This window comes from Brachybacterium sp. UMB0905, from assembly GCF_002871795.1.
Lineage (GTDB): Bacteria > Actinomycetota > Actinomycetes > Actinomycetales > Dermabacteraceae > Brachybacterium.
This window is the reverse complement of the sequence record NZ_PNHL01000007.1, coordinates 177,412-197,576: the sequence shown is the minus strand read 5'-3', so window position 1 is coordinate 197,576 and position 20,165 is coordinate 177,412. Positions and strand designations below refer to the sequence as shown.

The 20,165-nt window shown below is 70.2% G+C and carries 20 protein-coding genes; 5 read left to right on the top strand and 15 right to left on the bottom strand.

What is annotated here, in order from left to right:
- Window positions 1-458 precede the first annotated feature (458 nt).
- Window positions 459-1,640 carry a saccharopine dehydrogenase family protein gene (locus CJ197_RS09015; protein WP_102236404.1) on the bottom strand — a complete coding sequence of 394 codons (1,182 nt, stop codon included), beginning with the start codon at window positions 1,638-1,640 and terminating at the stop codon, window positions 459-461.
- 116 nt (window positions 1,641-1,756) lie between these two features.
- On the opposite strand from CJ197_RS09015, the gene CJ197_RS09010 reads away from it, so the two are divergent.
- Window positions 1,757-2,371, top strand: coding sequence for a TetR/AcrR family transcriptional regulator (locus CJ197_RS09010; protein WP_102236403.1), 615 nt, complete (start codon window positions 1,757-1,759; stop codon window positions 2,369-2,371).
- 203 nt (window positions 2,372-2,574) lie between these two features.
- The gene (locus tag CJ197_RS09005) at window positions 2,575-3,654 is read left to right on the top strand and encodes a glycosyltransferase (RefSeq protein WP_158239420.1); all 1,080 of its coding nucleotides are present in this window, start codon (window positions 2,575-2,577) and stop codon (window positions 3,652-3,654) included.
- A gap of 22 nt (window positions 3,655-3,676) precedes the next feature.
- Here the strand turns inward: CJ197_RS09005 and CJ197_RS09000 are convergent, their stop codons facing one another.
- The 6 genes from CJ197_RS09000 to CJ197_RS08975 are packed head-to-tail and all read right to left on the bottom strand — an operon-like array spanning window position 3,677 to window position 8,442.
- Window positions 3,677-4,312, bottom strand: a complete 636-nt coding sequence (locus CJ197_RS09000; RefSeq protein ID WP_102236422.1) for an endonuclease III — start codon at window positions 4,310-4,312, stop codon at window positions 3,677-3,679.
- A gap of 10 nt (window positions 4,313-4,322) precedes the next feature.
- Complete coding sequence (locus tag CJ197_RS08995; protein ID WP_102236401.1) at window positions 4,323-5,354, bottom strand: ABC transporter ATP-binding protein; 1,032 nt, start codon at window positions 5,352-5,354, stop codon at window positions 4,323-4,325.
- Complete coding sequence (locus CJ197_RS08990) at window positions 5,351-6,112, bottom strand: ABC transporter permease (protein WP_233190778.1); 762 nt, start codon at window positions 6,110-6,112, stop codon at window positions 5,351-5,353. The genes CJ197_RS08995 and CJ197_RS08990 overlap by 4 nt, the downstream gene beginning before the upstream one ends.
- A gap of 17 nt (window positions 6,113-6,129) precedes the next feature.
- Complete coding sequence (gene modA / locus CJ197_RS08985; RefSeq protein WP_102236399.1) at window positions 6,130-6,900, bottom strand: molybdate ABC transporter substrate-binding protein; 771 nt, start codon at window positions 6,898-6,900, stop codon at window positions 6,130-6,132.
- Window positions 6,897-7,304 (bottom strand): molybdopterin-binding protein, encoded by a 408-nt coding sequence (locus tag CJ197_RS08980; protein ID WP_102236398.1) that lies wholly within the window; start codon window positions 7,302-7,304, stop codon window positions 6,897-6,899. The genes modA and CJ197_RS08980 overlap by 4 nt, the downstream gene beginning before the upstream one ends.
- A gap of 28 nt (window positions 7,305-7,332) precedes the next feature.
- Window positions 7,333-8,442, bottom strand: coding sequence for a YeiH family protein (locus tag CJ197_RS08975; protein WP_102236397.1), 1,110 nt, complete (start codon window positions 8,440-8,442; stop codon window positions 7,333-7,335).
- 11 nt (window positions 8,443-8,453) lie between these two features.
- Here CJ197_RS08975 and CJ197_RS08970 point away from each other — a divergent pair, with 11 nt between their 5' ends.
- The 3 genes from CJ197_RS08970 to CJ197_RS08960 are packed head-to-tail and all read left to right on the top strand — an operon-like array spanning window position 8,454 to window position 11,214.
- Window positions 8,454-9,404, top strand: a complete 951-nt coding sequence (locus CJ197_RS08970; RefSeq protein ID WP_102236396.1) for a LysR substrate-binding domain-containing protein — start codon at window positions 8,454-8,456, stop codon at window positions 9,402-9,404.
- Window positions 9,405-9,435: 31 nt separating this feature from the next.
- On the top strand, window positions 9,436-10,344 hold the full coding sequence (locus CJ197_RS08965) for an NYN domain-containing protein (RefSeq protein WP_102236395.1): 909 nt from the start codon (window positions 9,436-9,438) through the stop codon (window positions 10,342-10,344).
- 12 nt (window positions 10,345-10,356) lie between these two features.
- Window positions 10,357-11,214 (top strand): uroporphyrinogen-III synthase, encoded by an 858-nt coding sequence (locus CJ197_RS08960; RefSeq protein WP_102236394.1) that lies wholly within the window; start codon window positions 10,357-10,359, stop codon window positions 11,212-11,214.
- A 72-nt stretch (window positions 11,215-11,286) separates the two neighbouring features.
- On the opposite strand, the gene CJ197_RS15760 is transcribed toward CJ197_RS08960, so the two are convergent.
- From CJ197_RS15760 to CJ197_RS08925, 8 genes are all read right to left on the bottom strand, one after another.
- Window positions 11,287-11,412, bottom strand: a complete 126-nt coding sequence (locus CJ197_RS15760) for a hypothetical protein (protein WP_255407877.1) — start codon at window positions 11,410-11,412, stop codon at window positions 11,287-11,289.
- A gap of 42 nt (window positions 11,413-11,454) precedes the next feature.
- The gene (locus CJ197_RS08955; protein ID WP_233190776.1) at window positions 11,455-11,871 is read right to left on the bottom strand and encodes a (deoxy)nucleoside triphosphate pyrophosphohydrolase; all 417 of its coding nucleotides are present in this window, start codon (window positions 11,869-11,871) and stop codon (window positions 11,455-11,457) included.
- On the bottom strand, window positions 11,868-13,724 hold the full coding sequence (recQ, locus tag CJ197_RS08950) for a DNA helicase RecQ (RefSeq protein WP_102236393.1): 1,857 nt from the start codon (window positions 13,722-13,724) through the stop codon (window positions 11,868-11,870). Before recQ ends, CJ197_RS08955 begins: the two co-directional genes overlap by 4 nt.
- A 79-nt stretch (window positions 13,725-13,803) precedes the next feature.
- Complete coding sequence (locus CJ197_RS08945; protein ID WP_102236392.1) at window positions 13,804-14,592, bottom strand: hypothetical protein; 789 nt, start codon at window positions 14,590-14,592, stop codon at window positions 13,804-13,806.
- Between the two features lie 146 nt (window positions 14,593-14,738).
- On the bottom strand, window positions 14,739-16,253 hold the full coding sequence (locus tag CJ197_RS08940) for a DUF1846 domain-containing protein (RefSeq protein ID WP_102236391.1): 1,515 nt from the start codon (window positions 16,251-16,253) through the stop codon (window positions 14,739-14,741).
- Window positions 16,254-16,310: 57 nt separating this feature from the next.
- A complete protein-coding gene (locus CJ197_RS08935) occupies window positions 16,311-16,838 on the bottom strand; it encodes an HNH endonuclease (protein WP_102236390.1) in 528 nt (175 codons plus the stop codon).
- A gap of 195 nt (window positions 16,839-17,033) precedes the next feature.
- Entirely contained in the window at window positions 17,034-18,461 is a 1,428-nt protein-coding gene (locus CJ197_RS08930) for a peptide MFS transporter (protein WP_102236420.1), read from the bottom strand.
- A gap of 185 nt (window positions 18,462-18,646) precedes the next feature.
- On the bottom strand, window positions 18,647-20,140 hold the full coding sequence (locus tag CJ197_RS08925; RefSeq protein ID WP_102236389.1) for an NAD(P)/FAD-dependent oxidoreductase: 1,494 nt from the start codon (window positions 20,138-20,140) through the stop codon (window positions 18,647-18,649).
- Between the last annotated feature and the right edge of the window lie 25 nt (window positions 20,141-20,165).

Sequence of the window (20,165 nt, the reverse complement as noted above, 5' to 3'; positions counted from 1 at the left end):
AGCCCTATTCTTCCAGGTCAGGAGCACCTTTCCGCGTCTACGACCACCCCTCGGACACCTCAACGATGAAAGCCCGAGGCTCGCTCCCGGAGCAATGCCGCCAGCCCGTGACGACTGAGACCGACATCGGTGGCGATCGCGCGAAGAGTCTCTCCAGCGCGGTAGCGCGCTACCGCAGCTTCGAGCGCCTCGCCGGTGACTCTGCGTTGCATGCTGTCCGGCGCCACTCGCCGATGGGTGGCACGTGCCGCGCGGGCGCGGATCGTTCGGTGCAGCCGCCCCATACGAACCAGCGCAGGGGCAAGTTTCGACAAGCCTCCCGCTAGGTCCACCAGCAGCCGGAGCCGTGGCATCATCGAGAGGTGACGCCGCGGCTCCGGCTTTTGCGTGGTCGCACGGCCGGGGGGAGTTCCAGCCGGGCCTGATGCTCTGGCCTGCTACCTCACGGTGCGGCTATTTCACTGTGCGGCGGGCCCCTCGACGATCTCATCCTCGACGAAAAGCACCGTCGAGTCCGCCTCGAAGCGGCGCAGCAGATCCTCCGCATCGAAGCACAGCTCCGGGGTCAGCACACCGGTGCCCGTGACCCGTCCGTCCAGCAGGGCGTCCAGGCCGATGGCCGCCGCGACGGCCGTCGGGTCCTGCCGCATCTCGGGCGGCACATCCCGCTTGCCCAGCAGATCCATGAGCGTGCGCAGCCGCACCGGCTGGCCGTTGCGCAGTCCCTGCACCTCCACGAGCGTCCCCACCGTCGGGACGCCCTCGCTCGCCAGCAGCTCATCGAGGGCGCCAGCACGGATGAGGTGGACGAGGACTTGGGTGGCGGTCGCCCCGAGCCCTTCGATCTCGCCCTCGGCGCCGCGGGCGATCGCGGTGATCATCCGCCATGTCGCATTGCCCTGCTCGCCGAGCCACGACAGGCGGACCGTGACTTCCTGCAGGTGCGGGAACGAACGTGCGAGCATGACCGTCTCGCCATGGCCCGCGGTCAGCGCCGGAGCGCTCTGCTGCGCGCCGGGAGGAGTCACCTCCCGGGGCTCGGCATAGGCGGGGATCGGGGTGATCTCGCCATCGCGCTGCGCGAGCACCTCCCCGGTGCTGATGTGCACCATGTGATCGAGCACCGCCGGGCTGAAGCGCTTCGCCACCGCGAGCGGCAGCAGCATCGTGATCTGCACGTCCTGCGCCTCATCGAGCGCATCGATGCTGCGGCGCGCCACGAGGTTCGACATCCCCGGGGTGGTGCCTGCGCCGACCACGAGGCGGGCCCCGGACTCCTCGGCCCGGCCCCGAAGCTCCTCATCTCCGAGCAGCGACAGGAGCATGTCGTCGTCATCATCGATGTCGAGGTACGCGATGCCGCGCTCGGCCGCGGCCTCCAGCACCGGTCGGGCGTTGCGGTAGAAGGGGCCCGCGGTGTGCAGCACGGCATCCACCCCGTCGAGGGCCGCGGCGAGGGATGCCGGGTCATGCAGATCCACGGCGATGCCTTCGGCGCGGGGGCCGAGCTCTGCGGCGACGCGCTGGGCCGCCTCCTCGTACAGATCGGCGATGCGCAGATCGAGGTCGGGGCGAAGGGCGGACAGGTGACGGGCGGCACCGGAGCCGACACCGCCGGCACCGAGGATGAGCGTACGCATGGCAGGGTCCTTTCGGTCGGGAGAGCAAGCCCCTAATGACTCACAAAGGGACACTAGTGCGATGAGGGGAGACCACGTCAAGGGGCGACGTTTGCTCAGTTCTCTATGCTGGGCAGATGAGCAGGTCAGAGGCAGATGCGGAGAATCCCGCCACCTACGGGTCCGTGCGCCCCGGCGGGCGCACCCGGCGCAACACCGAGGCGATCCATGCCGCCGTGCTCAGCCTGCTGGAGGAGCGCGGCACCGACTTCACCATGCAGGACATCGCCGACGCCGCCGGTGTCAGCCGCCGCACCCTGCATCGGCGCTGGGCCGACCGCGAGGCGCTGGTCGCTGATGCGCTCGAGGCCTACTACCGCAGCTTCACCGTCCAGACCGTCGGCGATCTTCGTGCTGACCTGCTGAGCTACCTGCTGGCCTTCCGAGACTTCTCCGACTCTCGGCTCGAGCGAGTCCTCAATGGACTGGCCGCCACGAGCGCAGAAGCGCATTTCGCGCATGCCAATCGGCGCAGCTGGGAGGCGCAGGAGAAGACGCTGCCGCGCATTCTTGCGGCGGCGCGGGAGCGCGGAGAGCTGCGTGAGGACGTGTCCACCGCGCTCATCACCCACCTGCTGACCGCACCGATCCTCGTCTCCGCCTCGATCGTGCGCACACCGCTCACCGATCCGCAGGTCGAAGCTGTGCTCGATGCGGTGCTGGACGGGGTGCGTGCTCCCGCGGACGACTGAAGACGCCCGGCCCACCGCGACTCTCCGGAGCCCACCGTGATACTCCGGACCGTCCTGACGGTCGGTTCGCTGACCAGTGATGATGCCGACGGATGTGGGGGCCTGGGCATGACCGTGCCCCTGGGCCGTAGCGTGCCGGCAAGGCTGTGCACCGCGGTGGTGCTCGGCGTGTCCGTCCCGGAAGGTCCACCATGCGGATTGCGATGATCTGCCACCCCCACCATCCGCTGCGCGAGCCGTGGGTCGGCGGCATGGAAATGCACTCGATCATGCTCACCCGTGCCCTGCTGGAGCGCGGGCATGCGGTGACGCTGCTGGCCAAGGAGGGCAGCGAGATGCCGCCGGGAGCGCAGCTGCACGTGATCGAGGCCGCCGAGCATGACTACGCGCTGACCCCCGACCCCGAGCGGGGTGCTGTGCAGGATGAGCGCAGCGAGGCCGCGATCCGTCGGGCCTGCGTCGCGGTGGCTGCTGACCCCCCGGACGTGGTCATCAACAACTCTCTGAGCGCCCTGCCGCACGACCTCCTTGCAGAGCAGCCCCTGGTCAGCATCATGCACAGTCCCGTACCGGTGCCGTCGTACCTGGAACATTTCGCGCGCGACGCGACTCTGCCGGCGCGCCACCGTTTCGTCACCGTCTCCGCCGCCAATGCGCGCGCCTGGAGCGAGCACTACCCGGGGGTGGGCGTCCTGCCCAACGGCGTGGACACTGCCTTCTGGGGTGCGGTGGCCCCGACGTGTGCGCCGGACCGGGACGGTGGTGTGCCCCAGGCGCTGTGGACCGGACGCATCACCCATCAAAAGGGTGTGCACGTCGCGATCGACGCCGCCCAGCAGGCTGGGGTGGCCCTGCGGATCAGCGGCCTGCTCTCGGACCCTGACTACATGGAGGAACAGGTGCGACCCCGGATACAGGCCGCACGCGCAGCGGGCGGGCCGAGCATCGAGCACGTGGGCCACCTCTCCCACGCCCAGATCCGCCAGGAGCTGGCCCGGGCCGATGTCTTCATCGCCTCACCGCTGTGGGCGGAGCCTTTTGGCCTGGCGCCCGTGGAGGCCATGGCCAGCGGCACCCCCGTGGCCGCGACCCCGCGTGGGGCCATGCCGGAGGTGATCAAGGGCGGGGGAGTGGTGGCCGAGAGTACCGAGACCGCCGACCTCGCCGCTGCGATCCGGGCGGCGCTCGAGGTGACCCCGGCTGCGGCCCGGGAGAACGCCGCGTGCTACGGGCTGGAGCCGATGGCACAGCGTCTCGAGGAGATCATCACCTCCCTGCCCTGAGGAGGCTCTGACCAGGCCCTGATCACGCACCCGACCGAGGCCGTGCCACGGTCTTGCCCTCCTCGACGACCAGGCCGTGCAGCTCCGCGAGCTCGGGCACCGTGAAAGCCGCGGCGGCGAGCCCCGGAGCGAGCAGCTGCGCGAAGGTGCGATAGGTGCCTGGGACGGCGACACCCCGGGCGGTGAGGACCCGCCGGGCGTACTCATCGCACAGGAACGCTGGGCGCTCGAAGCAGTACAGGCTGATCGCATCGGCGGTCTCCTCACCGATCCCCTCCACGGCCAGCAGCTCCCGGCGCAGATCCGCATCATCGAGCTCCCTCGCGGCCTGCGCGCGCTCGTCCCACCAGCGGCCGAGCGCCAGCACCCGGCGCGGCTTGCTGCGCGGGAAGCCCGCGGCCCGCACCAGGGGAAGGAGCGTCTGCTCATCGGCCGCCGCGAGGCGCCGCGGAACATCCAGTCCGGCCGCCTTCAGGGCGTCCAGCGCCGCCTGGGCCTGCACCCAGCGGCAACGCTGCACCAGCACCGCCCCCAGCGCGATGTGGAACGCGCTCTCGCCCGGCCACCACCAGCCTTGCGGGCCATGGCGCTCTAGCAGCTCCGCCTGCAGGACCCGCAGGAACGGACCGTCGGGGGTCTGGGGCACGGGAGCGGGCATGAAGCGCATGCTAGGGCCCGGCCGGGTAGACGGTGACCTCGGATGCCGCCACGTCCAGGCGCAGCTCCTGGCCCGGGGCGATGCCCTGCGCAGCCAACTGCGCGGCAGACAGCTCAGCGAGGAGCTCACCGCAGTGCACCCGCACTAGCGCGCCCTGCGGAACCAGGGAGGTCACCTCAACGGTGATCGGCCCATCGGGCGCCAGCCGCACGGCGGAGGGTGGGAACACCGTGCGAACCCGCGTACCCGCACGCCGGCCGTAGCGCGCCGGAATGCGCAGCTCATCCCTCCTGTGCCCCGTTCCGCGCACATACTCGCCGTCCCAGCACCCCTCCACCAGGTTCAGCCCGGCGAAGCGGGCGGCGAAGCGGGTGGCGGGCCGAGAGAGCACCTGCTCGACCGAGCCCTGCTCAGCCACCCGCCCCTGCTCCAGCACGACGGCGTGCTGCGCGAGGGTGACAACATCGAGAACCTCATGGGTGACGATCACCGCGGTGCGGCCGACGAGGGCCCGGCGCAGCACCTCCCGCAAGGCGGGCGCCGCCTGCACGTCCAGGGCCGCAAAGGGCTCATCCAGCAGCAGCACGGCCGGCCGCGCCGCCAGCGCCCGCGCAATCGCCACCCGCTGCGCCTGCCCCCCGGAAAGTTCCCCGGGCAGGCGCCGAGCCAGTGCCCCGAGCTCGAGCGCCGTGATCTGCTCATCCGTGCGCTCGCGGATCTCCGCCCGCGAGACCCCGCCCGCTGCGGCCGCGAAGCGGATGTTCTGGGCGACGCTCAGATGCGGGAACAGCAGCGGGTCCTGCTTGAGGGTCACGATGCGCCTCGCGTGCACGGGATCCCCACCCACGTCGGTGCCCTCCAGGCGCACATGACCGCCCGTCGTGCGGACCGTCCCGGCTGCGGCGGCGAGCACCGTGGACTTCCCCGCACCATTGGGGCCCACGAGCGCCAGGGTGCGGCCCGCGGGCACCGTGAGCGCGACATCCACGCCGCGCTCCGGCACCACCGCGTGCAGGTCCAGAGCCGATGGCTGGTCGTTCATGCCGGGCTCCGCCGATACGCGAGGACGATGACGAGCACCGCCACGATCATCAGCAGGAAGGACAGCGCGACCGCGGCATCCGGGCCGCTCTCGCGCTGCAGATAGATCTCCAGCGGCAGCGTCCGCGTGGTTCCCTGCAGGCTTCCGGCGAAGGTGATCGTGGCTCCGAACTCGCCGAGCGCTCGCGCGAAGGAGAGCACCGTGCCGGAGGCGAGAGATGGGAGCAGAAGCGGCAGGGTGATGTGTGTGAACACGCGCGTGGGCCCCGCACCCAGACCGGCAGCGGCCTGCTCGTACCGGGTCCCGGCGGTGCGCAGACCGCCCTCGAGGGAGAGCACGAGAAACGGCAGAGCCACAAAGGTCTGGGCGATCACCACCGCGGCGGTCGAGAACGCTATCTGCACGCCCAGGACCTCCAGGTGACGTCCCAGCAGGCCCTGGCGCCCGAAGGTGTACAGCAGCGCGATGCCGCCCACCACCGGCGGGAGCACAAGGGGGATGAGAACGGCAGAGCGCAGCAGAGCGCGCCCCGGCAGTCTCGCGCGGGCCAGAAGCATCGCCAGCGGTACCCCGAGCACCACGCACGCCGCCGTCGCACAGGTCGCGGTCACCAGGCTCAGGCGTAAAGCCGCGAGAGAGGATGCGCTGGTCACGAGCGGGAGAAACTCCGTCCAGCTGACGCGTAGGGCCATGGAGATGAGCGGGAGGGTCACGAACAGTGCTCCCAGCAGTGCGGGCACGAGAACCCAGCGCGGCATGCTGCTGCCTGGAGCGCTCATGGGCCTGCGAACCCGTGCTCGGCGAGCGCCCGCTGCCCGTCCTCGCTGGTCACGAGATCCACGAACTCCTGGGCGAGCGCAGGGTCGGCAGAGTCCTTCACCGTCGTGATCGGGTAGATGTTCACTGCGTCCTCCGCCTGCGGGAACGTGATGCCCTCGACAGCATCCCCGGCCTTGCGCACATCCGTGGCATAGACCAACCCCGCATCGGCCTCACCGCTCGTGACCTTGCCGAGCACATCCGTGACCGACTGCTCCTCGCTCACCGGTGAGAAGCTGAGACCGGCGGCCTGCTCGACCTGCTGCGTCGCAGCTCCGCAGGGCACCTCGGGCGCGCACACCACGAGGTTCACGCCCAGCTGAGCCAGGGAGGCGAGGTCGGTGATGTCCGCGGGATTCCCGGGCGGCACGGCGATCATGAGCGTATTGGTGGCAAACGCGATGGGCTCAGCGCCATGCAGGTCCTGATCGGTGAGCTTGTGCATGGTGCGCTCATCGGCGGCGGCGAACACGTCTGCCGGGGCGCCGTGCTGGATCTGTTCGACCAGGGTGGACGACCCGGCGAAGGTGAAGCTCACGCTCACGCCCTCCTGCTGCGCCTCGAACAGTTGCCCGAGCTCCTCGAACGGCAGCTGCAGCGACGCGGCGGCGAAGACCTGGAGCGTCACGGGAGACGACTCCGACGGGCCGGCGCCCCGGGCGCATCCCGCGAGCAGGAGGAGGGCTCCCAGCAGTGCCAGGAGGCGACGGGCGAAGTGTGTGCTCATGTCGCCGACGCTCCGGTGTGTTCCGCCTCGATGATCACCTGTGTGGCCTTCACGACGGCGGTTGCGACGACCCCCGGGGCAAGACCCAGCTCCCGCACGGCTTCGGAGCTCATGAGGGACACCACCCGAAACGGCCCGCACTGCAGCTCGACCTGCGCCATGACCGTATCGGCGACCACGTCGGTGACCAGTCCCGTGAACCGGTTCCGGGCCGACGAGGCACCATCGGGCGTCGGGGCATGTGCGAGCTCGCGCGCCCGCCGTGCCACATCGATGCCCGCAATCACGGTGCGCCCGCTGGCATCGGCGCTCGCCGGAAGGATGCCGCGCTCCACCCAGCGCCGCACCGTGTCCTCACTGACTCCCAGGAACACGGCGGCCTCTCGTACCCGCATCTGCGTCATGCGGATGATTATAGCCGCGCAGGTGCGGTCAGGACGCCAGAATGATGCCCGCGAGTGCGATGGTTGTGACCGCTGCGGTGGAGGCCGCGGCCAGCAGCACCGGGCGTGGCCCCAGGGACAGCAGATCCCTGATCCGCACTCCGGTGCCCAGAGCGAACATCGCCGCCGCCAGCAGCAGGGTCTGCGCGAAGCTCGCGCCGCTCAGCACCGCGCTGGGCAGCGGCACGAGCGACCCCAGGACCACCATGGCCAGGAACCCAGCCACGAACAGCGGCATGATCGGGGGACGATGCCCGCCGTCGCCGCTGACGCGACGCGTGTACAGGCTCAGCCCCGCCATGACCGGTGCGAGCATGAGCACGCGGGCGAGCTTGACGATCACCGCGACCGTCAGTGCGCCACCGCCGATCGCCCCGCCGGCCGCGACCACCTGCGCGACCTCATGGATCGAGGCCCCGGCCCACAGACCCGCTGAGTGCTCATCGAGCCCCAGCGCTGCGGCGCCGAACGGGATGAGCGCGATCATCCCGGTGCCGAACAGCACCACCAGCGCGAGCGCTGTCGCAGTCAGTTCGGGCCGTTTCTCCTCCGGGTCGGTGACCCCGCTGGCCCCGGCCACGGCGGCCGCCCCGCAGATCGAGAAACCGCAGGCCACCAGCAGCGTGAGCTCTCTGGGGATGCCGAGCAGGCGCCCCAGCGCCAGGGTGATACCGATGCCTCCGGCCACCACGGCGACCACCACGCCCAGCGCTCCCACGCCGAGGCCCAGCAGATCCCCGATGACCACCTGCAGGCCCAACAGCACGATGCCGATGCGCAACAATCGCTTGGCCGCAACCATGCTGCCCGGCTGCAGGATGGTCGGCAGCCCCACGGTGTTGGCCACCACGATCCCCGCGACGATCGCGACGATCAGGGCGCTGATCCCCGGCAGCGGCCGGGCGATGATCATCGACACGCCGGCGACGGCCAGAGAGGTGAGCAGACCTGGCCACAGCCGAACGGGTGGGGGAGGGGCGATGGGAGCTGCGGACGGGTCGATGGAACGGTGTGGGGTCGAAATAGGCGTCGTGGACACCGCAGAACCGTCCCATCGACACCACGGAGCGCGGTAGCCATCGATCGCGCACCGGGCCATATAATTCTGATATGTCCCGTGCCGCCTCCCGCGCCGTCCCCTCAGCTGCTTCCCGGGGCGTCGACCCCTCATCCCTGCCCTCCTTGACGGCTCTGGCCCTGCTGGTCGCGGTGGTGGATGAAGGCAGCCTCGGCGCAGGCGCAAGGCGCCTGGGCATGGCTCAGCCCAACGCGTCCCGCCTCCTGCGCCAGCTCGAGGCCGACGCGGGCACGGGCCTGCTGCAACGCCATCCGCGCGGCTCCCGTCCCACCTCCGCAGGACTGGTCTTCGCGGCGCATGCCCGGGAACTGCTCGAGGCCGCCCAGGACTTCTCCGACTGGCTCGCCCACACCCGCGAGGCGGGGGCCGACGAGCTCCCCATCGGCGTCTCCCTGACGATCGCCGAGCACCTCATGCCCGCGTGGCTGACCACCCTGCGCAACCAGGTCCCTGGTGTGCGCGTCAGCCCCCACGTGCTGAACTCCACGCAGGTGCTCGAGCGGGTGCGCGGCGGTGACCTGCCGCTCGGGTTCGTCGAGACCCCACACGTACCCAGCTCTGTGCGCTCGCGCGTCATCACCGACGATGAGCTTGTGGTGCTGGTGGCCCCGCACCATCCCTGGGCCGACCGTCGCAGCCCCCTCACCATCGAGGAGCTGGCCCGCACCCCGCTCGTGGTGCGAGAGGGCGGCTCCGGCACCCGCGACGCCTTCGAAGAACTGGTGCCCGCCGCGGCGGCCACCGCGCCCGTGCAGGAACTCAGCTCCAATGCCGCCGTGCGGCTGGCCGTCGCGTCCGGCGCGGGACCTGCCGTGCTCTCCCGTCGCGCCGCCCTGCAGGACCTCGCCTCCGGCACCCTGCTGCGCGTCCCCCTGCACGGCGGGCATCGTCTGGTGCGACCTCTGACCGCGGTGTGGAGCGGCCCGCAGCGCATGAGCGGCCCAGCGGCCCTGTTGTTGGACGTCGCGTCGCGGCGTTGCTGACTGCCCCCGCCCGAGCAGGCACACTGGTGGCATGCCTGAGATCGACAACCCCCGCGTCGCCGTCTACCTCGACTTCGACAACATCGTCATGTCCTGGTACGACCGCATCCACGGCAAGCAGGCCTTCAGCCGCGACCGCCAGAAGATCGCCGAAGACCCCACCGAACCTGAGATCGCCCAGAAGCTCGAGCGTGCCCGCGTGGACGTCGGCGCGATCATCGACTACGCCGCCAGCTTCGGGTCCCTGCTGCTGACCCGCGCCTACGCCGACTGGTCAGCCCCGATGAACGCCGAATACCGCACCCAGCTGGTGGCCCGCGCTGTGGACCTCGTCCAGCTGTTCCCCGCCGCCGCGTACGCCAAGAACGGCGCCGACATCCGCCTGGCCGTCGACGCCGTGGAGGACATGTTCCGCACCGCGGACCTTACCCACGTCGTCATCGTCGGCGGGGACAGCGACTACGTGCCGCTCGCTCAGCGCTGCCGACGCCTGGGCCGCTACGTGATCGGCATGGGAGTGGCCGGATCCACGGCGAAGTCCCTGGCCGCTGCGTGCGATGAGTTCCAGTCCTATGAGGAGCTGCCCGGCGTGGAGCGCCCCGCTCCGGCCCGCTCCGGGAAGAAGCGCCGCGGCGCAGATCCCGCAGACGCAAGCTCCGCCGCGCAGGAGGACCGCGAGGGCGCGGAGGACTCGGCGGAGGACCAGGATGCCGCGCAGACGGCCGCGCACCTGCTGCGCCGAGCCCTTGAGCTCGGCGGACGGGATGACAGCGACTGGCTGTACGCCTCCGCCGTCAAGTCCCATATGCGCCGCATGGACTCCTCCTTCCGCGAGAAATCCCTGGGCTACCGCAGCTTCTCCGACTTCCTCAAAGCCCACGACGACATCGCCGAGCTCGACGAGAACGGCCACGAGCGCATGGTCCGCGCCCGCGACTGAGACCCACCGCCGATGAACACCACCGAACCCGCTGCCCTGTCCGATGCCCTCGCCGGACGCACCATCGCCCTGGCTGTCGAACGCCGTGCCGCCGAGCTCGGCGCCGCCCTCGAGCGCCACGGCGCCCGAATCCTGCACGCCCCAGCCATGTCCACCGTCCACCACCTCGATGATCCCGCCCTCGTCGAGCGCACCCGAGAGCTCATCGCCGGCCCTCCCGCCGTGGTCGTAGCGCTGACCGGCGTGGGCTTCCGCGGCTGGATGGAAGCGGCCGACGCCGCAGGACTCGGAAAGCAGCTGCGGACAGCGCTCGCCCCGGCCCGGATCCTCGCCCGCGGCCCCAAGGCCCGCGGCGCCATCCAGCAGGCGGGGCTCAGCTGCGCTTTCGTCGCGGACTCCGAGCTCGCCGCCGAGGTGGGTGAGCAGCTGCGGCGCGAAGACGTCGCCGGGCGTCGCGTGGCCGTCCAGCACCACGGCGCAGGATCCGACGGGCTCGATGAGCTGCTGGAGGAGCTCGGAGCCGACGTCACGAGCCTTGTGGTCTACCGGTGGGGGCCGACGCCCGATGCTGCCGCCCTGCGCGAGAGCACCGAGCTCGCCGGGGCCGGGCAGCTCGATGCGGTGCTGTTCACGGCCGCCCCCGGCGCCGCGGCCTGGCTCGACGATGCCCGCGAGGCGGGGGTGCTGGCGGCGCTCACCGAGCAGGTGCGCACCGGAACCGTCACCCTCGCGGCGGTGGGAGATGTGACCGCCCAGCCGCTGCGAGAGGCGGGGCTCGACGTGCTCGTGCCCGAGCGGTGGCGCATGGGATCGCTCATCAAAACCGTCATCGCGCACCTCGCCGCGCCGACCGCTGCAGCAGGGCCGTAAAGGGCGGCGCCATCCCATCAGAGCTGCGATCTGCAGGTAGCGACCACCTATGCCGTGCCGTGGGAGGATCCCTCAGCGACGCTGCAGGAGGTTCTCATAGCGCTGGAAGGCACTGATACGAGCACCGGTGCCGAGGTCACCCCGGGGACTCCAGCTGTCCACGCTGCGCTGCGCACCCAGGATCGACGAGCCGGTCATGCCGCAGATCGACGGGTATTGCTGAGCGCGTGAGCTGGTGATTCACACGTCCTCGAACATCGGACGAATGCCCTCCTGCACACGTCGCACGATCGGCCGATCCGGCGCTGCCCAGGTGAGTTCGGTCAGCTCTGCCGGGGTGCACCACTGCAGGAGGTCATGATCCGTGCTCGTCCGGGGCGCGTCCCCGAGCAGACGCACCCAGTAGCAGTCCAGGTGCAGCTCGCGCTCGCCGAGATCCTGCACCCCGCGGCCGATGAACCCGCCCACCTGGGCCCGCACTCCGAGCTCCTCCGAGAGCTCCCGGGCCAGCGCCTGCTGTGGGCTCTCGCCCGGCTCGACCTTCCCGCCAGGGAACTCCCACAGCCCGCCGGCCCGCAGCTCCGGGCGCCGACGGGCCGCGAGGATCCTCTCTTTATCGGTGATCACGGCCCCGACCACCAGCAGCGGCGTGCTCATGCGCGCTCCTCCAGCACCTGCAGCACAGCGTCCCCGTACTCCGCGAGCTTCTTCGCCCCCACACCGCTGATCTGCGAGAGCGCGTCGATGCTGCCGGGCTGATGCTCGGCGATCGCCACCAGCGTCGCATCGGAGAACACCATGTACGGCGGAATCTGCTTATCCCGTGCCACGCTCGTGCGCCAGGCCCGCAACGCCTCGAACCGCTCCCGTGGGGCGATCTCCAGGCCCTCCGCCGCCCGGGAGGGGCCGCGGCGGGAACGGGGACGGGTGGCCTTCACGGGGGTGCGCTCCACCGCGAGTTCAAGAGTCGTCTCGCCGCGCAGCACCGGTCCCGCATGCGGGCCCAGGACCAGCACCCCGTACTCACCCTGTGCCTCGATAATGCCGCGGGCCAGCAGCTGCCGCATCGCCGAGCGCCACTGCCGCGGGGAGAGCTCGGTGCCGATGCCCCAGACGCTCAGCTCCTCATGACGCGAGCGACGGGAACGCTCCGATTCCCGTCCCAGCATCACATCGATCACCTGCCCGGCACCGAAGCGCTGGTCTCGCTCCCGGTCCAGCCGCACGATCGCCGAGAGCAGCTTCTGCGCTGCGACCGTCGCATCCCAGGTCTCCGGAGGGTTCAGGCAGGTGTCGCAGTTCTCGCACGGGGCGGAGTGCTCCCCGAAGTAGCGCAGCAGCTGCGCGCGCCGACAGGTGACCGTCTCGCACAGCGCGAGCATCGCATCCAGATGCGCCCGCGCATTGCGTTTGTGCTGTTCGGACCCCTCGGAATCGTCGATGAATCGCCGCTGGGAGACGACGTCCCCGAGCCCGTAGGCCATCCACGCGGTCGAGGGCAGGCCGTCACGGCCGGCCCGCCCGGTCTCCTGGTAGTAGCCCTCGATCGATTTGGGCAGGTCCAGGTGCGCCACGAAACGCACATCAGGCTTGTCGATCCCCATGCCGAAGGCGATCGTTGCGACGATGATCAGCCCGTCGGCGCGCAGGAACCGTTCCTGATGATCCCGCCGCACCGAGGCCTCGAGCCCCGCATGGTAGGGCAGCGCCGGGATGCCGCGCTCCTGCAGGAACTGCGCAACCTGCTCGACGCTGCGCCGCGAGAGGCAGTACACGATCCCCGATTCGCCCTCATGCTCCGTGGTGATCAGCCGCAGCAGCTGCTCGCGGGCGTTGTTCTTCGGCTCGATGCGGTAGCGGATGTTCGGGCGATCGAAACTCGCGACGAAATGTCGCGCCTCGTGCAGCCGCAGCCTCTCGGTGAGCTCCCGGTGCGTGGCCTCGGTGGCGGTGGCGGTCAGGGCGATCCGCGGCACGGTGGGGAACTGCTCGGCCAGAACCGTCAGCCCCAGGTAGTCGGGCCGGAAGTCATGCCCCCACTGGGAGACGCAATGCGCCTCATCGATCGCGAACAGGGCCAGGCGCGCACGGCCCAGCAGGTCCAGGGTGCGCGGCAGCACCAGGCGCTCCGGCGCCATATACAGCAGGTCCAGCTCCCCGGACAGCAGCTGCTGCTCGACGGCCTGGGCCTCATGCGCAGCGAGCGTGGAGTTGAGGTACGCGGCCCGGATCCCGACCGCCTCGAGCGCGGCGACCTGATCGGCCATCAGCGCAATGAGCGGGGAGATGACGATTCCGGTGCCCTCGCGCAGCAAGGACGGGATCTGGTAGCACAGGGATTTTCCTCCGCCGGTGGGCATGAGCACGACCGCATCCCCACCGCCGGTGACCTGTTCGATGATCGCCGCCTGATCCCCGCGGAAGGAGTCGTAGCCGAAGACGCGCGAGAGCACCTCGAGTCCGGCCGATGGAGCAGGGGAGGGGGCAGCAGAAGGGCCGGACGCGCTCATGGGCACCACTGTAGGTGGGCCGCTGGGGCGTCCGGCCCCTCGCAGGTCACGGGCCGATCCTCGTCGGCACCGGTGAGGGTCAGTCGGCTGGCGGCTCGGCGAAGAAGGCGCTGCGCACAGCCGTCGTCTCGGGGTCGCCCCCATCGACGATGCGCTCGACCGTCCACACGTCGCTGCTGGTGTTCACCGTGGAGGAGATACCCTCCTCGATATCCGCGAGCAGCTCGCTGCCATCCTCGCAGCCGTACCAGGCGGCCTTGCCGTCATGGGTTTCCATCCCGGCATGTGCGGCCGGGGAGCACGAGGTGCCATCGGTCAGCTCCAGCCGGATCGGCGTCGGCTCCGCCTCATCCTCCGGCTTCGCCCCACCTGCCACCGCGGATGACTCGAAGAAGATGGCCTTCTTGCTGTCCGCGCTCTCCACGCACTGGACCATCTGATCGACATCCAGGACGCAGGCCACGGCGCTGTCCGCGGTGGCACCGCAGGAGAACACATCGGGGTTGTCCGAGAACGGCGAGTCGGCGATCGAGAAGTCGCACAGATCCTGGTCGACCTCGGTCAGCTCCCAGTCATCCTCAATCCACTCGGATCCGATCACGGTCGGCTCGCCCTGCGCGGCATCGGAACCCTCCTCCCCGGAGTCCTCCCCGCCGGGGCCCTCCCCGGAGCCGTCCTCCTGCGAAGCGTCCTCGTTCTCCTCCTCGGAGTCTTCGTCCTTGTCCTCCTCGAGCGGTTCATCCTGCGCCGGCTCTTCCTCCTGGGCCGGGGTGGTCTTCACCGGCTCCTCCTCGCCGCCGCAGGCGACGATTCCGAGGGCGAGCGCCGGGGCCGCCAGCGCGGCCAAGGTGCGTCGCACAATGGTCATGGCTTCCCCCTTCGATCATGGGCGTGGTGCCCGTACCGATCCATGACTATCCCGTGGACCGGATGACGTCTGTCCATCATCCATGGAACGCCTCGTGCCCCGCGCGCGCAAGAGGCGAGCGGGGGAGAGGCACCTATGGTGATCTCTCAGCGCTTGTGATACAGCGAACGCCGCTGGAACACGGGCTCGGAGGTCACCGCGATGCCGAGGCTGCGGAAGATCCCCTCATCCACCGTCCCCAGAATCGTGGTGGTGTGCACATCGCATCCGGCGAGGCTGCGCAGCTGATCGAGGGCCTTCCGGGCGGCCGGATCGCTCGAGGCGGAGACCGACAGCGCGATGAGCACCTCATCGGTGTGCAGACGCGGATTGCGCGAGCCCAGATGCTCGGTCTTGAGCGTCTGGATCGGCTCGATCGAGCTGGGGGACAGCAGCTTGACCGCTGGGTCGATCCCCGCCAGATGCTTGAGCGCGTTCAGCAGCATCGCCGCTGAGCACCCCAGCAGCGGGGAGGTCTTGCCGGTGATGATCGTCCCGTCGGCCAACTGGATGGCTGCCCCCGGTTCCCCGGTGCGCTGGGCGACCTCGCGGGCTGGACCCACCGGGGCACGGTCGACCGTGCGGCAGCCGGCCTTGGACATCACCATCGCCACTCGCTGCGAGACTTCGTCATCGCTGTCGTGGATGGCCTCGTCGACCACCGCTTTGTAGTAGCGGCGGATGATCTCCTGGCGGGAGGCCTCTTGGCACACCTCGTCATCGACCACGCAGTGCCCGGCCATATTCACCCCCATATCGGTGGGGGAGGCGTAGGGGGAGGTTCCCGTGAGGCGCTCCAGCAGGCTGCGCAGCAGCGGGAACACCTCCACATCCCGGTTGTAGCTGGTGACCTGCTCCCCATAGGCGGCCAGGTGAAAGGGGTCGATAAGGTTCAGGTCATCCAGGTCAGCGGTCGCCGCCTCATAGGCGAGGTTCACCGGATGTTCGAGCGGCAGGTTCCAGATCGGGAAGGTCTCGAACTTCGCATACCCCGCCGCGATGCCCCGCTGATGCTCGTGATACACCTGCGACAGGCACGTGGCGAGCTTGCCGGAGCCCGGCCCCGGGGCGGTGACCACCACGAGGTCCCGGGTCGTGGCGCTGTACTCGTTGATGCCGAAGCCTTGCGGGGAGACGATCCGGTCCACATCCTGCGGGTATCCGGGGATCACCCGATGGCGGGCGACCGCGAGCCCCAGGCGCTCGAGCCGCTGGGCGAAGGCGTGGGCACGATGGTCGCTCTCCTCGAGCTGCGTGATCACCACGTGCTCGACGAGGAACCCGCGTTCGCGGAACACATCCACCAGGCGCAGCACATCCTCCTCGTAGGGGATGCCCAGATCGGCGCGGACCTTCTGGCGTTGCAGGTCCTTGGCGTTCAGGCAGATGAGGATCTCCAGCTCATCGCGCAGCCGCTCGAGCATCGCGATCTTGTCATCGACCTGAAAGCCCGGCAGGACGCGGGAGGCGTGATGGTCGTCGAACAGCTTCCCGCCCATCTCCAGGTAGAGCTTCCCGCCGATCTCCTCGCGCCGGGCCTGGATGTGACGGCTCTGCAGGTCCAGGTACTTCTCGCGGTCGAAGGCTAGGGGCGGGGTGGAGGGCGCGGGAGTGCTGGTCACCCTGTGAACGCTAGCACCCGCTGCTGCCCTTCGAGGGTGGAGCTGCGGCGGCGGGGCTCACACTCCCGCGAGCGCCGGGATCTGCTCCACATGCCCGCCCACGCGGTATGCCACCGCCGGGTCGTAGGGCGCGAAGCGCAGCGGCATCCCGGCCTCCTCGGGGGTGCGGTCCGCCTTGCGGTTGTTGCACTCCCGGCAGGCGCACACGAGGTTCAGCCAGGAGGACTCCCCGCCGCGGGAGACCGGCATGATGTGGTCCACCGTGGCCAGCAGCGCCTCACAGGCCGGGGCACGCGAGACGCTGCGCCCGCAGTAGGCGCAGGTGAAGTGGTCACGCTGGTGGATAGCCCGGTAGGAGAAGCCGATCGACCGATGCCCCGCGCCCTCCACCCAGGCTCCCGAGAGGGTGCGGGTGAGCTCGAGGGCGAGGGGAATGATGCGGTCCTCGATGATGGTGAGCTCCACCGGGTTCGCGACGCCGCGACGGATCATCCCGAAGGCATGGCGCACCGAGGTGGTGTGCAGCAGCTCGCCCACCCCGGTGTCGGGGTCGTAGCCGCGGTTGTAGACCTTGACCTGGGACATGCCGCACCTCCTCGCGCCCTCGCCACTTGGCGACAGTGTGCGCCGCATGGTGGGGCGTGTCACGGGAATACTCCCGCACACGGATATCGCGGAGGTGACGACATGCCGGATGACCGAGGAACACCCGATGACCGACAGCCGACGGGGACGTGAGCAGCTCACGTCCCCGTCGGATCTGGTGATGGTGCGAGGTGCTCAGCGCACCCCGCGCATCGCCCGGTGCACCGGGCGGGAAATCGCCAGCATGACCACGCCGATGCCGATGGTCACCGCACCGAGGGTGCCGAAGTAGGCGACCTCGGCGTCGGCGGAGTAGAACCCGGCGAGCGACCCGGACAGCGCGGTGCCCAGCGCCACCGACAGGTTGTACAGCGCCATCATCATCACGGGGAAGGCGCGCGGCGCGAGCTTGGTGGACAGCGACAGGCCGACGGGGGACAGCGACAGCTCACCGAGCGTCGCCACCAGCATGATCAGGCCGATCCACAGCACCGGCACGGCGGCGACGCTCGCCATCGGCAGGAAGAGCAGGAACGCGGCGCCCATGAGGATGATGCCGATGCCGAACTTCGTGGGGGTGACGGGCTGACGGGTGCCGAGCTTCGTCCACAGCGCGGCGAACAGCGGGGCCAGCACGATGATGAAGAACGGGTTGAAGGACTGCGCCCAGGAGATCGGCATCTCCCAGTCGCCGAGGAGCGGGAAGGACAGCACCCGATCCAGGCGGGTGTCCGAGTACAGGGTGATCACCGTGAACTGCTGCTGGAACAGGGCGAAGAACGCGGAGGTGCCGATGAACATCGGAATGAAGGCGATGACGCGCGAGCGCTCATCGGCGTCTACCTTCTTCGAGGTCAGCAGCACCGCGAAGATGACGATCGCACCGATCACCGACAGGGCGACGACCACGTCGGCGAGGTTCCCGGCGTTGAGCACCCCGGTCATGGCGAGCACCACGACAAGTGCGATCGAGCCGGCGGCCAGCGCGCCCCACAGCGGATACTGCGAGCGCGGCAGCGGGTCCGGGACGCGGTGCACGCTGGCCGGCAGGCCCTTGCGGGTCAGGACGTACTGGGCCAGCCCGATCGCCATGCCGATCGCCGCGAGGCCGAATCCGAGGTGGAAGCCCCAGGTCTGCTCGGCGAGCCCGGTCACGAGCGGCCCGAACAGGCCGCCGATGTTCACGCCCATGTAGTAGATCGAGAAGCCGGCGTCACGCCGCGGGTCATCGCGCGTGTACAGGGAGCCGACGAGCGTGGCAGCGGTGGATTTCAGACCGCCCGAGCCGACGCCCACCAGCAGCAGGCCCATCATGAGGCCGACCACGCCCGGCACGAGGGCGAGGGCGATATGGCCGGCCATGATCATCACGGCGGAGCCGAAGAGGGTCTTCTCGGGGCCGAGCAGGCGGTCGGAGACCAGCGCGCCGATGATCGAGAACAGGTACACCGACCCGCCGTAGGCACCCACGACGCCGAGCGCGATGTGCTCATCGATGCCCAGCCCGCCCTGGGTGACGGCGAAGTACATGTAGATCGCGAGGATCCCCTGCATGCCGTAGAAGCTGAAGCGCTCCCACATCTCAACGCTGAACAGGTTCGCCAGCGGCCGCGGCTGACCCATGAAGGTCTTGCCGGTGGGGTTGTGCGCGGCGGCGTCATCCGCCTCAGCGGTAGCGATACCGGCGCCGCCGGTGGGCGTGCCGGGCTTGGGGGACTGGGGATCAATCGGGTCGGTAGAGCTCACGAGGAGCCATGGTGCTCCTCTCCCGGCGCGATGGCAAAGTATGCAGGGCGGTGTGTGATAAGTCAGTCGGTGGGGGAGAGGCCCGGCAGCTGCGTGATGCCGAACTCCCGCGCGAGCACCCGACGGGCCGCATGTAGCCCGGACATGCCGTGCACACCCGGGCCGGGCGGCGTGGCCGAGGAGCACAGGTACCAGCCGGTCTCGGCCAGGCGGAAGGGATCCCATGCTGCGGTGGGCCGGGCGATCATCGTCCGCATCGTCACCTGGCCCATCGCGATATCTCCGCCGAGCAGCGCCGGATTGTGCCGTGACATCTCGGCGGCGGGGATGCCGTGGGAGGCGACCACGAGATCCCGCACCCCGGGGGCGAAGCGCTCGATCTGGGCGAGCACCCGCTCGGTGGGATCGGTGGGGTCGCCGGCCGGCACATGCGCGTACGCCCACACCGGGCGCAGCCCGTCGACGATCCGCGAAGGATCAGCCACCGTCGGATCCGAGACCAGGGTGAGGGGGCGATCCGGCAGGCGCCCTGCCGCGACCTCCGCCTCCGCGTGCGCCATCTGCGTGCGCGTGCCGCCCAGGTGCTGGGTGCCGGCGCGTCCCACCTCTGGATCCCGCCAGGGGATGGGGCCGGAGAGCACCAGATCCACCTTCGCCGCGGCGTTTCCGCGCGGGAAGCGGCGCAGGGAGCGCTCCAGGCGGGCGGGCAGGCGGTTGGCGAGGATCCGTGCGGCCGTCGGGGCGGGCACATCCAGCAGCACCGCGCGCGCCGGTGGCACATCTCGCCAGGTCTGCACGGTGCGGCCGGTGGTGATGCTGCCGCCGTGGGCGGTGAGATCCGCGACCAGCGCATCGATGATCACCTGGGAACCGCCGACGGGGATCGGCCAGCCGGTCCCGTGCGCGATCGTGCCCAGCAGTGCGCTGGTCGCGGCGAGGGCGGGGGAGGGCAGGGGGCCGATGGCATGGGCGGCGACGCCTGCCAGCAGTGCCCGGGCCCGTTCGGTGCCAAAGGGCTGATTCCAGGCGGGGCTGCCCTGGAGGGCGATGAGGCTCCCGAACAGGGCCGCGATTCCCGGGGCGGCGGGGGAGAGGAGACCGGAGGGCAGGGAGCGCTTATCGGATAGGGCGAGCTCCACCACGAGCTCCTCATGCCGGGCCAGGGTCCCCAGGATCCGCCGCCATGCGGGGCCGTCGGCCCCCAGGCCCTCCGCAGTGCGCTCGACGTCGTGCCAGGCGATCGCGGCGGGCTCACGACCCAGAGGCTGCGCATAGGAGGCCTCCGGAGCGACGGCGCGCACCCCGCGGGAGGGCAGATCGAAGGCGGCGAAGAAGGGGCTCGCGAGCGCAAGCGGATGCACCGCCGAACACAGGTCATGCCTGATCCCCGGAGCGAGACCGAGATCCAGGGTGCGGGCACTCCCGCCGATCGTCTCCTGCGCCTCGAGCACCTGGACGGCAAGTCCCGCCCGAGCGAGGATCACGGCGGCCGCTAGGCCGTTGGGACCCGATCCCACGATCGCGACGTCCACCTCGGGGCGGGATGCGGTGCTCATGACGGTCAGGGTACGGGGTGCGAGA

Coding starts and splice junctions, on each gene's coding strand:
- CJ197_RS09015 (WP_102236404.1), bottom strand. CDS start 1,640: ATGCGTACGCTCATCCTCGGTGCCGGCGGTGTCGGCTCCGGTGCCGCC.
- CJ197_RS09010 (WP_102236403.1), top strand. CDS start 1,757: ATGAGCAGGTCAGAGGCAGATGCGGAGAATCCCGCCACCTACGGGTCC.
- CJ197_RS09005 (WP_158239420.1), top strand. CDS start 2,575: ATGATCTGCCACCCCCACCATCCGCTGCGCGAGCCGTGGGTCGGCGGC.
- CJ197_RS09000 (WP_102236422.1), bottom strand. CDS start 4,312: ATGCCCGCTCCCGTGCCCCAGACCCCCGACGGTCCGTTCCTGCGGGTC.
- CJ197_RS08995 (WP_102236401.1), bottom strand. CDS start 5,354: ATGAACGACCAGCCATCGGCTCTGGACCTGCACGCGGTGGTGCCGGAG.
- CJ197_RS08990 (WP_233190778.1), bottom strand. CDS start 6,112: ATGCCGCGCTGGGTTCTCGTGCCCGCACTGCTGGGAGCACTGTTCGTG.
- modA (WP_102236399.1), bottom strand. CDS start 6,900: ATGAGCACACACTTCGCCCGTCGCCTCCTGGCACTGCTGGGAGCCCTC.
- CJ197_RS08980 (WP_102236398.1), bottom strand. CDS start 7,304: ATGACGCAGATGCGGGTACGAGAGGCCGCCGTGTTCCTGGGAGTCAGT.
- CJ197_RS08975 (WP_102236397.1), bottom strand. CDS start 8,442: ATGGCCCGGTGCGCGATCGATGGCTACCGCGCTCCGTGGTGTCGATGG.
- CJ197_RS08970 (WP_102236396.1), top strand. CDS start 8,454: ATGTCCCGTGCCGCCTCCCGCGCCGTCCCCTCAGCTGCTTCCCGGGGC.
- CJ197_RS08965 (WP_102236395.1), top strand. CDS start 9,436: ATGCCTGAGATCGACAACCCCCGCGTCGCCGTCTACCTCGACTTCGAC.
- CJ197_RS08960 (WP_102236394.1), top strand. CDS start 10,357: ATGAACACCACCGAACCCGCTGCCCTGTCCGATGCCCTCGCCGGACGC.
- CJ197_RS15760 (WP_255407877.1), bottom strand. CDS start 11,412: ATGACCGGCTCGTCGATCCTGGGTGCGCAGCGCAGCGTGGACAGCTGG.
- CJ197_RS08955 (WP_233190776.1), bottom strand. CDS start 11,871: ATGAGCACGCCGCTGCTGGTGGTCGGGGCCGTGATCACCGATAAAGAG.
- recQ (WP_102236393.1), bottom strand. CDS start 13,724: ATGAGCGCGTCCGGCCCTTCTGCTGCCCCCTCCCCTGCTCCATCGGCC.
- CJ197_RS08945 (WP_102236392.1), bottom strand. CDS start 14,592: ATGACCATTGTGCGACGCACCTTGGCCGCGCTGGCGGCCCCGGCGCTC.
- CJ197_RS08935 (WP_102236390.1), bottom strand. CDS start 16,838: ATGTCCCAGGTCAAGGTCTACAACCGCGGCTACGACCCCGACACCGGG.
- CJ197_RS08930 (WP_102236420.1), bottom strand. CDS start 18,461: ATGGGTCAGCCGCGGCCGCTGGCGAACCTGTTCAGCGTTGAGATGTGG.
- CJ197_RS08925 (WP_102236389.1), bottom strand. CDS start 20,140: ATGAGCACCGCATCCCGCCCCGAGGTGGACGTCGCGATCGTGGGATCG.